Genomic DNA, 16,833 nt, shown 5'->3' with positions numbered 1-16,833 from the left:
ACATGACTAAAGTAACTTTGATCGCAACTGCGGCGATGGGTTTAGAAGCAATCGTAGCAAATGAAGTGCGTGATTTAGGATATGAAGAGGTAACGGTAGAAAACGGACGTGTAACGTTCACAGCAGATAAGTCGGCGATTGCTCGGGCGAACCTTTGGCTTCGCACAGCTGATCGCGTCAAATTAAAAGTTGGAGAATTTAAAGCAACATCTTTTGAAGAGTTATTTGAGCAAACGAAGGCCCTTCCTTGGGGAGACTATATTTCAAAGGATGCCGAGTTTCCTGTAATCGGAAAATCGGTTAAATCACAGCTTTATAGTGTACCTGATTGCCAATCGATCGTGAAGAAGGCAGTTGTTGAAAGCTTGCGTGAGTATTATGGAGGCGTCGAATGGTTTGAAGAGAACGGGCCAATGCACCGAATCGAAGTATCACTATTAAAAGATTCAGCATTGCTCACAATAGATACGAGCGGAAGAGGGCTACACAAACGCGGTTATCGGGTGAAGCAAGGTGAAGCTCCTCTTAAGGAAACACTTGCAGCGGCACTTGTTAAGCTAACAACATGGCATCCAGACCGTCCTTTCGCTGATCCGCTTTGTGGTTCGGGAACGATTCCGATTGAAGCGGCGATGATTGGGCAAAATATTGCTCCAGGTTTTAACCGTTCATTTGCAGCAGAAGAATGGGGCTGGATTGGGCAAGATGTATGGGATAAAGCTTTTCAAGAAGCAGAGGATCTTGCGAAATATGATCAGAAGCTACAAATATACGGAACAGATATTGACCACCGAATGGTTGAAGCTTCACAAGAAAATGCAATGGAAGCAGGCTTTGCTGATTTAATTACCTTTAAACAAATGCAAGTGAAAGACTTTGCTTCTAAGGATGATTATGGGGTTATCGTTTCCAATCCGCCATACGGCGAGCGTATTGGTGAACGTGAATCTGTTGAAAAGTTATATCGTCAAATGGGGGAAGCATTTAAGTCTCTTGATACGTGGAGTGTATATGTACTAACCTCTTACAGTGATTTTGAAAAGCATTACGGCGCGAAGGCGACGAAGAAACGAAAGCTTTTCAACGGTTTTATCCGTGGAGATTACTATCAATATTGGGGACCGCGTCCTCCGAAAAATTAGTGTATGCCATCATGGCATGCACTTTTTTTATTCATAGTAAGAGGAATATATAGGAAAATGATTGAATATAATAAGTAATACTTTGGTGAATTTGTAGCTAGGGAAAGGTTTTGTCTTTTTCCTAGCTTTTATTGTTCACTATAAAAATGGAGGGATGAGTATGCAGTACCTCGGGAATGATGTCTTGAAAATTGCCCGGGCACTTCGTAAGGCTAGAGCACAGGCTGAAGCGTTAACGTTAAGTGAGGAAGAGAGGTTTAGCTTACAACGTAAATTTGGTGAAGCGGAGGAAAACTGTCTGCTCGCCTTAGCATATGCAACACAATCCGAACGAAGCTTATACGGCACGTTATCTTCTTTAGAAAAATAAGGTTCGCTTTGCTGTGGGATTGACAAAACCTCGATCTATATACGATAATCATAAATTAGACTGATTGTTACGGATGGAGGTTTAATGTTGACGAACAGTACAAATCTGCCGTTTTCATATGATAAAGAATCATCATTTTTTCAAGCGCTATCTGATTGGATTGGCGATGTCTTTTATGACATTCTTCCAGAAGCGGGCTTTGAAGAGCGTGATGAACAAATATTTATGGCGTTTCAGCTAGAACAAGCGTACAAACAAAAGCGTATTATGTTTGCAGAGGCGGGTGTCGGAACTGGAAAGACACTCGTCTATTTACTGTATGCTGTCTGCTATGCGCGTTACACAGGGAAGCCTGCTGTCATCGCATGTGCGGATGAAAATTTAATCGAGCAATTGATGAAGCCGGGTGGAGAGTTAGATAAGCTTCAAGAACACCTCGGCTTAAACATCGATGCTCGTCTTGCAAAATCGCCATCAAGCTATTTATGCTTGCAAAAATTAGAAAAGGCCTCACTCAACGACGATGATTTCATCTTTGAAGAAGTATATGCACAACTCCCGCAGTTTGTGTCTGAAAAAGCAACGATGCAAAACTTTCATCGTTATGGTGACCGAAAAGAATTCCCTTACCTTTCAGACGAGCAATGGGAACAAATTAACTGGGATTCCCTGCAGCAGTGTCCTTCCTGTGAAAAGCGTCATCGCTGTGGAATGACGCTCAACCGTGATTATTATCGGAAGGCCTCAGACTTAATTGTTTGCTCACATGATTTCTTTATGGAACATGTATGGACGAAGGAGTCACGCGTAGAAGAAGGACAGCTTCCGTTGCTTCCAGAGATGTCAACCGTCGTATTTGATGAAGGACACCTTGTTGAATTTGCGGCACAAAAAGCCTTAACACATCGTATGAAAGTTGACCATTTCTTACAGGCTAGTGAGCCGATTTTAGAAAATGGGCTACGTCTGTCCTTCTTAGAACTTGTTGAGCAAGTAATTGCCCAAAATGAGGAGTTCTTTGCTGTTTTACAGGATAATGCGACACATATTGCAGGCTCAGAGCGTTATCACATTACATGGAATGATACGGTGCAAGCGTATGGCGAACAGCTGCTGGCACTTGTGCAAAAGCTAGAGGATGAGCTTGTATTTGAAGGAGAAAGCTATCTCATTGAAGAATACCATCTTGGCATCTTTGATGAAGGATTAAGTCGATTAGCCCGCATGCTTATCCTGCTGTTAAAAGAAAAAAATGCTGTTTACTGGGCTGAGGGACGTGGCAGTGATTTTACGCTTGTCATTATGCCGAAACAGCTGCCTGATATGTTAAAGGAATCATTGTTTGCTGTGAAACGTCCGATCATTTTCACATCTGCGACACTTTCAGAGAATGGGTCATTTGATTATGTTCAACGTTCACTTGGTGTAGAAAATTCGCTTACGTTTTCAGTTGATTCACCGTTTGATTATGAAACACAAGCGCGTTTTGAAGAGATGAAATGTAGTGATAAACGTTCAGAAAAAACAGCCCAAGTGATTGAACAGTTGAAGAAATCCGAAGGGAGAGGCTTAATCCTTTTCCGCTCAAAAGAAGAACTAGAAGAATTTAGATTAGAATTACAAGGCTATGAGTTGCCATGGAAGATGTATTTTGAAGGCGATGAAGAAATCAGTACATTAACTGCTGCCTTTGAAGCTGATGAGCATTCAGTGCTGTGTGCCTACAGGCTCTGGGAAGGATTAGACATCCCTGGTCCGTCACTTTCTCACGTTGTGATTTGGTCGTTGCCTTTTCCACCAAATGACCCAGTCTTCCAATCAAAGCGAAAAGATGCTGTACAGCCATATGAACAAGTTGACTTGCCATATATGCTGCTTCGCTTACGTCAAGGCGTGGGCCGGCTCATTCGTACAAGTGAGGACCGTGGGTTCGTTACAATCTGTGTTCATGATGAAGAAGCACAACTACTTGAGAAAGTAAGGTCGGTCCTGCCAGTTGCGACAATTGAAGTATAGAACTTAAACCTCTTCCTTTTGGAAGGGGTTTTTGCATAATAATGTATAAAATACCAATTTTTTAATTGTAAACTTATTTATAATAAAAGTTGACAAAACCTACTGATTCTTATAATCTAGAAACAAATTCATAAAGTAGGTGAATCGTATGAATATTCGTTCTATGGTATATATATCCATGTGTGCAGCAATAGTAGCTGTTCTTGGGTTACTACCGCCAATTACACTCCCATTAACACCAGTACCAATAACGGCACAAACGCTAGGTGTCATGCTTGCCGGCGCATTGCTTGGAGCAAAACGTGGAAGTTTGAGCTTAATTATTTTTGTGTTACTTGTTACGTTTGGTGCACCTTTGCTTTCAGGTGGACGTGGCGGTATAGGTGTCTTTTTTGGCCCATCAGGTGGGTACATATTATCGTGGCCAATTGCGGCTTTTGTAATTGGCTGGCTAGTTGAAAAGTTTTGGAACCGTATGAATGTAGGACTATTCCTGCTATTTAATTTTATCGGTGGTATTCTCGTTGTTTATTCGATTGGTATAACGTATTTATCTATGATGACAGGAACGCCATGGCTGGCAGCTGCAACTGCAGCACTTGTAACATATGTTCCTGGTGATCTTGTAAAAGTTGTTGTGGCCGCATTGCTTGCGGATCAAATGAGACGTGTATATCCGTTAATTGGAAAAGATAAAGAACGTCTTTCTCGCGTTGCCTAACGATTCTATGAAAAGGTTTGCTCAGTAGCAGCAAACCTTTTCTTATAGGAGGTGGAAAAGATGATCGGATTGCTCCCTGACTTTGTAGATAATGACAAGCCAGCCATCTACTTTCATGGTAGATGTTTTACATATGGAAATGTAAAACAAGAAATTCATAACCATCAAGCACGCTTAACAAATTTATTTCCAAACTTTAAAGGGAAAAAGATTGCTCTTCTTTTAGAAAATGGCCCGCAGTTACTGACGTTGTTTCTCGCTGTGAGTGCATTTGGCGGTGTTGCGGTGCCATTTGATCCAAAGTGGAGTAAAAATCAATCAACTGATGTTTGGCAAGATTGTAATGCGGATTACCTTCTCTACCATGCAAGCTTGAAAGAGCAGGTGGAGATTGAAGGAAACGAAAAGGCGATGGAATTTGAATCATTTTTAAAGCTCGAACACGTAAGAGTAAATCAGGCACCTTTAGATAAAGAAGATCTGTTCTATATTGGATATACTTCTGGTACGATAGGAACGCCAAAAGGATATATGAGAAATCATCGTTCTTGGTATGATTGTTTTCAATACAGTAAGGAATTATTTACACTTTCAGAAAAGGACCATATCCTCGTTCCAGGTCCACTTGTACATTCACACTTTTTATATGCGGCTGTCCAAGCTCTGCATCTCGGGGCGACCATTTATCTTTGCTCTCGTTTTGATGCTTCCTACGTGTGGGGAATTATACATACAGCTCCAATTACAGTTCTTTATCAAGTACCGACGATGTTTGAAGCAATGTATAAAAAGAGACAAGCTGAACACAATGCAGGCAATTTGCGCATCATTATTTCTTCAGGTGACAAATGGTCTTTTCAATCAAAAGAAAAGGCAGCCTTATTGTTTCCAACCACCGAGCTATATGAATTTTACGGAGCATCTGAATTAAGCTTTGTTAGTCTGCTCTCTCCTGGTGCACACCACCGTAAGAGTCAGACAGTAGGGCGTCCATTTGCTGGAGTAGATGTGAAAGTAAAACATGATGATGGAACAGAAGCAGCAAGAAATGAGGTCGGCAAACTGTATGTAAGAAGTCCGTGGGTATTCGCAGGCTATGTCAACCGCCCTTCTGAAAGTGCAGAAGTTTTTGATGGGGAATGGGCAACGGTTGGTGATTTAGCGTTTATCGATGATGAGGGATATATTCACCTTGTCGGACGTGAACGCAATAAAATTATTAGCGGGGGGCTTAATGTCTATCCTGAGCAAGTTGAAGTAGTCATCAAACGCATGCAGGCTATTGATGAAGTTGTCGTTATTGGCCTAGATGATGCCTATTGGGGAGAAAAAGTGGTTGCATGCTATACAGCTAAATTTCCTCAAAACGTTGAAAGCATGAAAGCGCATTGTCGTGAGCATCTAGCAACATATCAATGTCCGAAGGAATTTATTGAGGTTGAACAGTTTCCATATACATCAAGTGGAAAAATTGCTCGTGGGGAGTTAAAGAATCGGTTATCTGCTAGACAACAAGGGGGGATTGCATGAATCAGCCTGTTATCGTTATGGCAAAGCGGACTGCTGTTGGAAAGGTTGGCGGTATGTTAAAGAATATTCCACCCGAGAAGCTTGTTAGTCCGCTAATTAATACGATTATAGAGCAGGGCCAAATTTGCCCGACTGAAATTGACGATGTCATACTCGGTAACACAGTCGGACCAGGCGGTAATCTGGCGCGGCTTTCTGCCCTTGAAGCAGGTTTGCCTGTCTCGGTACCAGGTGTTACGGTTGACCGTCAATGTGGTTCAGGCTTAGAAGCGATTAATCAAGCGGCACGATTGATTCAAGCTGGAGCAGGTGACATTTATTTAGCTGGCGGAGTTGAAAGTACAAGCTTAGCACCTTGGAAAATTGAAAAGCCGTCATCCCTTTATCAGCCTGGCGGGCCTCATATTTTTAAGAGGGCTCGCTTTTCACCTGAGGCAATTGGGGACCCTGAAATGGGGGTTGCAGCAGAGAATGTTGCTCGTAAATATGATGTCACTAGAGACCAACAAGACCGTTACGCATTGAATAGTCATGAAAAAGCAGTAGCAGCTCAGCGTAATGGCTGGTTTGATGAAGAAATTGTTAGCATACACGGTGCTGAAAAAGATGAATGTCCACGTCCGACGACAACATTTGAAAAGCTATCGGCACTCCCGCCTATTTTTGTTGAAAACGGCACGGTTACGGCCGGAAATGCTTGTCCAATTAATGATGGAGCGGCGCTTGTACTTGTCATGTCAGAACAGAAATGCAGGGAATATGGACTAACTCCTGTATTACGATTTGTAGATGCTACTGCAGCAGGTGTTGACCCAAATTACCTTGGAATAGGACCTGTTCCTGCTGTTCAGAAGCTCCTTAAGCGTCAAAGCCTATCTGTTGCAGAGATTGAGATTGTTGAGTTTAATGAGGCATTTGCTTCTCAAGTGATTGCTTCATTAAATGAAATAGGATTGAAACAGGAAATGGTTAACTGTTCAGGGGGAGCATTAGCACTTGGTCATCCATATGGCGCATCAGGAGCAATTCTTGTCACAAGGCTTTTTACAGAAATGAAAAGAAAACAACTGAAGAAAGGCCTGGCGACATTAGGGATTGGTGGCGGCTTAGGACTTGCGACGCTTTTTGAGGGGATTTAGTAACAAATATGACCTAAGGAGTGTTGATACGATGAAATGGGAGAAGCAAGCTATTATTATCACAGGTTCTACAAGAGGAATTGGAAAGAGTACAGCGAAACAACTAGCACAACAAGGAGCAGCTGTTGTTGTAAATGGGCGTCAGGAAGAGTGTGTGAACGAAACGGTAGACGAAATTAGAAAGAGCGGCGGAAGAGCAGTTGGTGTTGTTGGGTGTGTAACGGATAAGAATGTTGGTCAGCAGCTTGTGGATGCTGCTGTAGAAAAGTTTGGCACAGTCACTACGCTTATTAATAATGCCGGTATTATTCGAGATAAGATGTCGTACAAAATGAAGTTAGAGGAATTCGAAGAGGTGATTGACGTTCATGTGAAGGGGACGTTTTTCACAACACAGCCTGTTGTTCAGCAAATGCGGAAGCAAGGCAGTGGCGGGCTGATTCTGAATATGACCTCTCAAGCAGGCCTAGTTGGTACGGTTGGACAAGTGAATTATAGTGCTGCGAAAGCAGGAATCCTTGGTATGACATGGACATTAGCAAAGGAGCTTGAAAAAGATGCAATTCAAGTGAATGCCATTTCACCAGCTGCATTAACAGATATGACACGACCTGTCATTGAAAAAGCGCAACAGCATGCAGAACAAAAAGGAGAGACTCTGCCAGACTACTGGAAAATCGGTTCTGTAGATGATGTGACAAATTACATCATTGATTTTATTACCTTTCCGAAGTGTCGGAGAAGCGGTGAAGTATACGCAGTTAATGGCAAGGAGATCGGTCGCTGGCTTCCGCCTTCATACGAAATGCTATAATTTATTTTCTACTGTGCAGGGAGCTTGCAAAAAAAGTCGAATTGTTTAAAATAGATAGAAAAAAAGAAAAAAGAAAAAGTGGAGGAAATGTAGCATGGGCAGATTAGAAGAGATTCTAAATTACAACGACCGATTCGTACAAGACAAAAAGTATGAATCCTATGAAACAACGAAATATCCGAACAAGAAGTATGTTGTGTTAACATGTATGGATACACGCTTGACAGAGCTTCTTCCAAAAGCAATGAATATTGGCCATGGTGATGTCAAAATGGTTAAGAACGCAGGGGCGATGATTACTCATCCGTATGGAAGTATTATGCGAAGCATCCTCGTTGCTGTTTATGAGCTTCAAGCTGAAGAAGTGTTTGTAATTGGTCACTATGATTGCGGCATGACTGGCCTTAGAGCAGATAAAATGATTGAAAAAGCACGTGAGCATGGTTTAACCGATGAAAAATATCAATTGCTTGAATACTCTGGTGTTGACTTTAATAAATGGTTAAGTGGGTTTGATTCACCGCAAGATAATGTCCAAGCTTCTGTAACGCAAATTAAGAAACATCCATTGTTTCCAACAGATGTCCCTGTCCATGGATTAGTTATTGATCCGAAAACAGGCAAATTAGATCTTGTTTGTAAAAATGGTGAACTAGTAACACAATAAAAATCGATCAAAAAACCATGTCTATTAAGTTTCAAAAAGACATGGTTTTGTTTTTTGTGTGAAAAGAATTTTATTTTTTTTCTTCAATCATCAAAATGATTTGAATCTCACCTTTGTCTTGGATGTTGACTGGAACGCGGAATGCCCGATCGAAGCCATACATTTTTGTTTGGCCTACCATAACGGTCGGTGGTGTGATATCTGTCGTTAATCCTTTTTGTGAAATATTCGTAGAAATATTACCAGCAATCATATTGCCAAGTTCTCCAGTAAATGATTGCAGCATTTCTCCTTCAAGTGGCATACCAAACATGATTTCTCCAATATTACTTAAAGTTGATTCATCACCAACGATAACAATACGCCCCCGAACATCTCCTGTCATTCCGATTAAGACCCCGATGGATGATTGCTGAAGCGGCTGCGTCATTAATGATGGCTTATCAATATGTAGTTCAACTGGAATGATGCTGTTCACTGCTTCAATCGTGCCGTTTAAAATACTTGTTACTTGAACCCCGATGGACATTTTGTAGCCCCCTAAACTCTTTATCATTTAAAAAAATAATAACATATTACTAGAACAATTATCGACATTGGATGAAAAATATTACAAAAAATATAGGAAAATAGATCCTTTTTGTGTCTGGAAACCGGTATGAATTGGCTGAATATTCCTAATACCATTTATTGTATGAGAGATCAGTTAGGATAAACTTAATATTTTGTTTAAAATTTACAAATATGTTCAAACTAATGATGGACGAGTAGATTGGAGGTCATTAGTATGGCATTTATTGCTTCTGTCGGTGTAGCAAATCCTCCTCATGAAATAAAGCAAGACGAGGCAATGACATTTGTAAAGACGTTATTTCATGGAAGATTTCGTAACCTTGAACGGATGCTGCGAATTTTTGAAAACGGACAAGTTGAAAAACGATATGTATCTGCTCCTATTAACTGGTTTGCGGATAAGAAACCATTTCATGAAAAAAATAAGCTATATATTGATACAGCTGTCACGTTATCAGAAGAAGCTGTTAATCGATGTTTAAATTCGGAAAAACTGCGGAAAAATGTTGATGCTACTGAAATTGATGCTGTTTTTTTCGTTTCAACTACAGGGATTTCTGCCCCTTCTATTGATGCTTATCTAATGAATAGACTTCATTTTTCACCCTATACAAAACGAATTCCGATTTGGGGATTAGGATGCTGTGGTGGGGCTTCTGGACTCGCAAGGGCGCTGGAATATTGTACAACCTATCCAAAATCAAATGTTTTGCTAATATGTGTTGAGCTATGCAGCGTTACATTTCAACAAGATGATACGTCCAAAAGTAACTTAATTGGGACATCGCTATTTGGTGATGGAGCGGCATGTGCGCTTATATGTGGAGAGCAATCCTCCCTTCGCTCCAGCGTATCCGCTGACTATATCCCGACCTTTGTGCATACAGAAGCTGTTTTGATGAAGGACAGCTTAGATGTGATGGGGTGGGATGTGCAAGAAAATGGCTTATATGTTATTTTCTCGCGTGATATTCCGTCTCTTGTACACAATTGGTTTGCTGAGGAAGCCAACCGCTTTCTACGTAAACAACAGTTGTCGTCCGCTGATATTACAGCGTTTATTGCACATCCTGGTGGAAAGAAGGTGCTTGATGCCTATGCTGAAGCGTTGAGCTTGCCTGAAGAAAAGTTAGATATCTCTCGAAAAATCTTAAAGGAATACGGAAATATGTCCTCTGCCACGATCCTATTTGTCTTAAAAGAATTTTTAAACCAACATCGGAGTGAAGGTGAGCATGGTCTTGTATGTGCGTTAGGACCGGGGTTTAGTACAGAGTTTGTTTTACTTCAATGGAAACCGAGGGATGCATAATGTTCTTTTATCTATTATTTTCAATTGTCATTATACAAAGGCTGCTTGAATTATTCATTGCACGTGGAAATGAAAAATGGATGAAAGCAAATGGTGCAATCGAAATTGGGAAAGAGCATTATAAATGGATTGTTTTCCTGCACATCGCATTTTTTATCTCTTTACTGACAGAAGTACTGGCACTTGAACGCCAATTATCACCAATTTGGCCATTATTTTTTGTGCTTTTTGTCAGTGCCCAATATATCCGGTTCTGGAGCTTAAAGTCGTTAGGTCGTTTTTGGAATACGAAAATATTAGTTCTGCCAAACGTTAATGTGATTTCAAAAGGGCCTTATAAATATATCCGGCACCCAAATTACTTAATTGTTACGATGGAGATCTTTCTCCTGCCGATGATGTTTGAAGCCTATTACACGGCATTAATGTTTTCACTTGCAAATGGAATTATTTTGAAAGTTCGCATTACAGCTGAAGAGCAGGGACTTATGCAGCATACAAATTATCGAACAAAATTTACACATAAAGCTCGTTTTACACCGCAAAAGGAGCGTTAAACATTTTTAAAATTCTAATTGAAAATAAAAATCATTCGTGCTAGAATGAACCTAACGAACAACTGATAATAATTATCACTATCGACATAGAAAAAACGAAATGGGACGGTGAGGAGAAATGATGTATTTGCTTGCGGCATTAACAATTGTACTTTTTAGTGGAATAATGGTGTACGTCTTAAACCATACAGTAAACCGTTACAAGCCAAATCAAAAACGTACAACAAACGCTCGTGAATTTAGCCCAGCGCCATTTCAATCAGTCATAAATAATCAACGATAGTAAAAACGCAGATGCAATGCCATCTGCGTTTTTATTTTATTTACGAATAATTAAAAAACTTAACAAAAAAAGAGACGTGCTTTAGAGCTATTCTTTCAGATACTTGAATTTGGTAGGTCTATTTTCGTTTGTAAATAAGAAGTTTAAGGTTGAGTTTGATTTTAATAACTGGAACTTTTGAATGCTTAATGGAAAGATAATGGAACAAAATAACTAATTTTCTTCCTATTTCTAATCTATACATAAATCTTATCCTCCCTTAAAAAATCCCTCCTACACTAGTTAGTGAACAAGACTAGGAGGGATAAAACAATGAAGAAAAATGATTGGGATTCACATGTATTCGGTCGTCGAAGTTTCCTAAAGAAAACTGGAAAAGCAGCTGGAGTCGCTGTAGGTGTTTCAATGCTTAATGCGTTACCGTTTCAAAAAGCTTCTGCTCAATCGAAGTTTTCAGCTTATCCTTTTACTTTAGGTGTGGCTTCAGGAGACCCGCTTCCTGATGGGATTGTGTTATGGACAAGACTCGCTCCTGACCCGTTAAATGGAGGGGGAATGCCAATAAGTCCGTTCCCGGTGCAATGGGAAATTGCTTTGGATGAAGGGTTTAATAAGATTGTGCAGCGCGGAACGGAGCTTTCAAAACCAGACCTCGCACACTCGGTACATGTGGAAGTATCAAGTCTTCAACCATCCTCTTGGTATTATTATCGCTTTAAAGTAGGTTCTGATATTAGTCCTGTTGGCAGAACAAAGACAGCTCCTGCTTTAAATAGCCATGTTGAGGAATTATCCTTTGCTTTTGCTTCCTGTCAATATTGGATAAATGGTCATTACACAGCGTATCAGCATATGGCAAAGGATGACCTTGACCTTGTCATTCATTTAGGGGACTACATTTATGAAGGTGTTCATGATGCAAGAGGCGTACGTCCGGTTGAACAAGTTTATCCAGAGATTTATACATTAGAAGACTATCGAAATCGTTATGCACTGTATAAGCTTGATAGTGATCTCCAGGCTGCCCATGCTAAGTTTCCTTGGCTTGTTACATTTGATGATCACGAAGTTGATAACAACTGGGCTGCAGATGTACCACAAGACCCTGACCGGCAAACAAAAGCAATGTTCTTAAAGAGAAGGTCCTTAGCTTTTCAAGCGTACTATGAACATATGCCGCTCCGGCGCACATCCTTTCCAAGCAATGGTGCAATTCAGTTGTATAGACGTTTTTCCTTTGGTAATTTAGTTGAGTTCAATATGCTTGATACACGTCAATATCGTGATGATCAAGCAAATGGAGATGGCTGGCATGAGCCGACAAGCCAATCAACTGATACGACACGTACTTTATTAGGAGATGATCAAGAAACATGGCTTTTAAATGGACTTTCTGCCTCGAAGGCGAAGTGGAATGTTTTGGCGCAACAAGTCTTTTTTGCCAGAAGAGATTACGGGTGGGGACCGGATGCAGAGTACTATAGTATGGATGCATGGGATGGTTATCCAGCAGCCCGTCAGCGAATTTTAAATCACCTAAGACAGCAGAATATTTCAAATCCTATCGTTTTAACAGGAGATGTTCATTCAAATTGGGCTAACGAGGTAAAGGCAAACTTCGATGATTCGAATGCTGAAAATGTAGCAGTTGAATTTGTCGGTACGTCTATCTCTTCTGGTGGTGACGGTTCAGATATACGTGATAGCACAGAAAAAGTATTAAACGAGAACCCACATATTAAATTTTTTAATAATCAACGAGGCTATGTGCGTTGTCATGTAACACAGCAAAGCTGGCAGACTGACTTTCAGGTCGTGCCGTATGTGACAAAACCAGGTGCTCCTATTTCAACTCGTGCTTCACTTGTCGTAGAAGATGGGAAACCTGTTCTAAATGTGAAAGAACAAGCGATGACGACAAATTAATTACATAGAAAGCAGCCGTATATTGCGGTTGCTTTTTTTTCGTATGCTGTCGCTTTTTTAGGAAACATATGAAAAAAAGATTGTGAGAAATCGGAACAATTGATAACATACTATTAAATAAGAGCAGATAAAAAAGGGGTAGGGTAGATGTCAACAAGTATTGAACGACAAAAACTGTCTATCGAGCAAATGGTCGAGCGTTTTGCCCGTCTGGCAGAAGTGTTATCAACGTATGAAGATGATATACAAGCAAAGAAGATGCTCCAATTAATCGAAAAAGTAGAGAACAAACAAGCAGTAATTGGGTTTTGCGGCCACTTTTCCGCAGGGAAGTCCACAATGTTAAATACGCTTCTCGAAAAGGATGTTCTCCCGTCAAGTCCAATTCCGACAAGTGCAAACCTTGTTCGCGTAAAAAAAGGCGAGGATTATGCACGCATTTACTATACAAATGATAAGACGGTGCAATTTGCACCGCCGTTTGATATGAAAGCCGTTCAAGAGCTATGTAAAGACGGAGAAAATGTTCATTCATTAGAAATAAGTGATCAGGATGTAGCGATTCCAAGCAATGTTGTTGTAATGGATACACCTGGGATCGACTCAACAGATGATGCCCATCGTCTTGCGACAGAATCGTCTTTGCATTTATCAGATGTGATTTTCTATGTGATGGATTACAACCACGTTCAATCTGAAGTGAATTTTACCTTTACAAAGACATTACAAGATATTGGCAAAGATATTTATTTGGTAGTTAATCAAATTGATAAACATGATGAACGTGAGCTTTCTTTTTCATCCTTCCAAAATAGTACAGCAGCGAGCTTTGCGAACTGGGGAGTGGAGCCGAAAGGGATCTACTATACGACATTATTTGACCCAGAAAATGCCCATAATCAGTTTTCACAAGTGCAAAAGCTGTTAACACAAGAAAGTGAGCTTTCAGAAGAAGTCATTTCGACAAGAGCGCTTTCAGCAGCACAGCAAATCATTGAAGATCATTTAAAGCATGTGGAGGACGCGCAAGAGGAACGCCGTCAAGAGCTCCAACAGCTACTATTAGATGAAGATGTCTCAACGCTTAAAAGTAAGGTAGTACAAATTCAAGAAGAGCTTGCCGTGCTTAAGCGAGAAGGAGAAACCTTTGAAAAGACGTTCCGTGATGAGCTTGATGACTTATTAGATAACGCCTATTTAATGCCTGCCACAACACGTGATTTAGCGCATTTATATTTAGAAAGCAGAGAGCCTAATTTTAAAGTAGGGCTGTTATTTGCGAAGAAGAAGACAGAGGAAGAGCGTCAGCAACGGCTGCAAAACTTTTATAACGATTTTCGTGAAAAAGTAGATAAGGAATTATCTTTTCATATTAAAGGCTTCCTTGAGAAGATTTTAAAAACATTTAACCTTGATGATGAAGAGTTACACGGTCAAATCCATTCCATTCAGGTTGATTTTGATGAAAGCTTATTAAAGAATACTGTAAAAAGCGGTGCTGCTGTTTCAGGTGATTATGTACTGAATTATACAAATGATGTAGCTGCTGAAGTAAAACGGTTGTATCGTCATGCATTAATGCCACTTATGGAACAAGCGAAAGCATCCATTCAAAAGCATAACCAACAACGAATTGACGAGTTAAATAACGAATACAAACAATATGAAGCAAAAATGAATGCGGCAAATGAGCTTGTAGAAATTGACAAAGCGCTCAGTCAGCGACGAGCTGAATTAGAAGTGATCGCAGCGCAAGAAGCCAGCATTGAAGAGAAGCATAAGGCATTGGAATGGCTGGCATCTGCTCGTGAAGTTGTTTCAGAAGCAGAGGCCCCGCTTCGTTCTAAGCAGGAGAAAGCGCGTAAGGTGAAAGAACCGCAAATTGAAGAAGCCTCAGATGCGGGCACATCAATAGAAGAAGTAGAAAAAACAATCGATGCACTTATGAAAAGTGCTACAGCTGTACAAAACGTTAAAGGGATGACATCCTATGCAAACACACTGCGTAATAAAGCGGAAAAGCTTGAAAAGCGTAGTTTCACGTTTGCGTTATTCGGAGCATTTAGTGCAGGGAAATCATCGTTTGCAAATGCATTGATGGGTGATGCGATTTTACCTGTCTCGCCAAATCCGACGACAGCTGCAATTAATAAAATCGCACCACCTGATGCCGAACATCCTGATGGAACAGTTGTGATCAAATTTAAAAATACAGAGCAGCTATTAGAAGACTTAAATGCTGCCCTTCATCCATTCAATATGGAGCAAGCAACGGTTGAACAAGCGCTTGAAGCAGTTGATTCCGTACAGAAGAATTCAGCAGAGGATAACGTACATTTGGCGTTTTTACAAGCAGCAAAACGCGGCTATCATGCTGTGAAAGACAGTCTTGGTGAAATGGTAACCGTTTCGCAAGCTGAATTTGCAGGTTACGCAGCAGAGGAAGAGAAATCTTGCTTTGTTGAATGGATGACACTGTACAAAGACTGTCCATTAACGGAAAAAGGGATTACGCTTGTAGATACACCAGGAGCCGACTCAATTAACGCTCGTCATACAAATACTGCGTTCCATTATATTAAAAATGCGGATGCCATTTTATTTGTGACATACTATAATCATGCTTTTTCAAAAGCTGACCGTGAATTTCTTATTCAATTAGGGCGTGTAAAGGAAACATTTGAGCTTGATAAGATGTTCTTTATTGTCAATGCAAGTGATCTAGCGAAAACAGAAGATGAGCTTGATGATGTCGTTACGTATGTTGGCGATGAGCTGACTGGCTATGGAATTCGTTTGCCAAAGATCTTCCCGTTATCAAGTAAGTACGCGTTAGAATCCAAATTAGGTAAAGAAAATGACCATGGTGCGGCGTTTGGGGAGTTTGAAGGGGCACTAGAAAGCTTCATTCAGCATGAGCTGACAGATGTAGCCGTGCAAGCTGCTAAAACAGATTTAACGCAAACGAAAGACCGCCTTCAATCGTTGCTTGAAATGGCAAGTCAAAGTGCAGATGAGAAAGCAAAGCGGAAAGAACAAGCACTTACGGAACAACAGCTTTCGAATGAGAAAATGAACAACGTTTCGCTTCATTCTTACACACAATCTGTCCTGCAGGAAGTTGAAGAATTAGTCTATTATGTAGAACAGCGAATGTTCCTTCGCTTTACTGATTTCTATAACGAGGCGTTTCATCCAGGAGCCTTCCGAAATGGAAACCCGAAAGACGTCTTACAACGATGTATGCAAGAGTTAATTGATTCACTTGGTTTTGATTTGTCTCAAGAAATGCGTGCGACAACACTGCGGATCGAAAATGTCCTTAATAAAAAGCTTCAGTCTTATGACGAAAAATTACAGCGAGAAGCAAAGGAACAAAATGACGAGCTTAATTTTCTTTCGTTTGAACGGATTGAATTTGAAGAACAAGATTTTGAAAACGGCTTAAAGCAAGAAGAGGCAAACCGTTACCGTGATGTGTTAAATCAATTTAAAAACGCAAAGCAATTCTTTGAACAGGGTGGAAAGCGAGAGATACGAGAAATACTGAAAGACCGTCTGCAATCTCCTGTTCATGCTGAATTAGAGCAGTATGCAGAGCAATTTAAGGTATACTATGAACAATTATTTCTTTCACTTACAGAAGAACAGCTGCAAAAGCGTGTAGGTGATGTGAATGAATTTTATGATGGATTGCTTGAAGCCTTGAGTGAAACAGTTGATACAACTGTGTTAGAACGTGCGTATGATGTGTTGGTGGAAGCAGAAAGATAGGTGAAGGGT

Annotated in this window: 14 protein-coding genes; 13 read left to right on the top strand and 1 reads right to left on the bottom strand. The window is 40.5% G+C overall.

All coding sequences use genetic code 11. From position 1 onward, the window contains the following. The first annotated feature begins 2 nt into the window (after positions 1-2). The 8 genes from LC040_09165 to LC040_09130 all read left to right on the top strand — a co-directional run bounded on the left by LC040_09165 (position 3) and on the right by LC040_09130 (position 8,399). Positions 3-1,142 carry a class I SAM-dependent RNA methyltransferase gene (locus LC040_09165; protein ID WLR53036.1) on the top strand — a complete coding sequence of 380 codons (1,140 nt, stop codon included), beginning with the start codon at positions 3-5 and terminating at the stop codon, positions 1,140-1,142. A 160-nt stretch (positions 1,143-1,302) separates the two neighbouring features. After that, positions 1,303-1,512 carry a hypothetical protein gene (locus LC040_09160; GenBank protein ID WLR53035.1) on the top strand — a complete coding sequence of 70 codons (210 nt, stop codon included), beginning with the start codon at positions 1,303-1,305 and terminating at the stop codon, positions 1,510-1,512. 84 nt (positions 1,513-1,596) lie between these two features. Continuing rightward, positions 1,597-3,528: an ATP-dependent DNA helicase gene (locus LC040_09155; GenBank protein ID WLR53034.1), complete on the top strand. Its 1,932-nt coding sequence runs from the start codon at positions 1,597-1,599 to the stop codon at positions 3,526-3,528. A gap of 148 nt (positions 3,529-3,676) precedes the next feature. Then, complete coding sequence (locus tag LC040_09150; GenBank protein ID WLR53033.1) at positions 3,677-4,249, top strand: biotin transporter BioY; 573 nt, start codon at positions 3,677-3,679, stop codon at positions 4,247-4,249. Between the two features lie 60 nt (positions 4,250-4,309). Then, positions 4,310-5,779 (top strand): AMP-binding protein, encoded by a 1,470-nt coding sequence (locus LC040_09145; GenBank protein WLR53032.1) that lies wholly within the window; start codon positions 4,310-4,312, stop codon positions 5,777-5,779. Beyond that, complete coding sequence (locus tag LC040_09140; protein ID WLR53031.1) at positions 5,776-6,918, top strand: thiolase family protein; 1,143 nt, start codon at positions 5,776-5,778, stop codon at positions 6,916-6,918. The genes LC040_09145 and LC040_09140 overlap by 4 nt, the downstream gene beginning before the upstream one ends. A 31-nt stretch (positions 6,919-6,949) precedes the next feature. Continuing rightward, positions 6,950-7,732: an SDR family NAD(P)-dependent oxidoreductase gene (locus LC040_09135; protein ID WLR53030.1), complete on the top strand. Its 783-nt coding sequence runs from the start codon at positions 6,950-6,952 to the stop codon at positions 7,730-7,732. Between the two features lie 94 nt (positions 7,733-7,826). Next, positions 7,827-8,399: a carbonic anhydrase gene (locus tag LC040_09130; GenBank protein WLR53029.1), complete on the top strand. Its 573-nt coding sequence runs from the start codon at positions 7,827-7,829 to the stop codon at positions 8,397-8,399. Between the two features lie 70 nt (positions 8,400-8,469). On the opposite strand, the gene LC040_09125 is transcribed toward LC040_09130, so the two are convergent. After that, positions 8,470-8,928 (bottom strand): chemotaxis protein CheX, encoded by a 459-nt coding sequence (locus LC040_09125; protein ID WLR53028.1) that lies wholly within the window; start codon positions 8,926-8,928, stop codon positions 8,470-8,472. A gap of 258 nt (positions 8,929-9,186) precedes the next feature. Between LC040_09125 and LC040_09120 the strand changes: the two genes are divergently transcribed. The 5 genes from LC040_09120 (at position 9,187) to LC040_09100 (ending at position 16,824) form a co-directional block, all read left to right on the top strand. Further along, positions 9,187-10,284 carry a 3-oxoacyl-[acyl-carrier-protein] synthase III C-terminal domain-containing protein gene (locus LC040_09120; protein WLR53027.1) on the top strand — a complete coding sequence of 366 codons (1,098 nt, stop codon included), beginning with the start codon at positions 9,187-9,189 and terminating at the stop codon, positions 10,282-10,284. Further along, on the top strand, positions 10,284-10,841 hold the full coding sequence (locus LC040_09115; protein WLR53026.1) for an isoprenylcysteine carboxylmethyltransferase family protein: 558 nt from the start codon (positions 10,284-10,286) through the stop codon (positions 10,839-10,841). The genes LC040_09120 and LC040_09115 overlap by 1 nt, the downstream gene beginning before the upstream one ends. A gap of 118 nt (positions 10,842-10,959) precedes the next feature. Further along, the gene (locus LC040_09110; GenBank protein WLR53025.1) at positions 10,960-11,124 is read left to right on the top strand and encodes a hypothetical protein; all 165 of its coding nucleotides are present in this window, start codon (positions 10,960-10,962) and stop codon (positions 11,122-11,124) included. Positions 11,125-11,436: 312 nt separating this feature from the next. Next, positions 11,437-13,050, top strand: coding sequence for an alkaline phosphatase D family protein (locus LC040_09105; GenBank protein WLR53024.1), 1,614 nt, complete (start codon positions 11,437-11,439; stop codon positions 13,048-13,050). 147 nt (positions 13,051-13,197) lie between these two features. Then, positions 13,198-16,824 (top strand): dynamin family protein, encoded by a 3,627-nt coding sequence (locus tag LC040_09100; GenBank protein WLR53023.1) that lies wholly within the window; start codon positions 13,198-13,200, stop codon positions 16,822-16,824. Positions 16,825-16,833: the final 9 nt, after the last annotated feature.

This window comes from Bacillus tianshenii (assembly GCA_020524525.2).
In the GTDB taxonomy this organism is placed as follows: domain Bacteria; phylum Bacillota; class Bacilli; order Bacillales; family Bacillaceae_N; genus Bacillus_AV.
The sequence above is the reverse complement of the archived record's forward strand: the minus strand, read 5'-3'. Positions and strand labels throughout refer to the sequence as shown.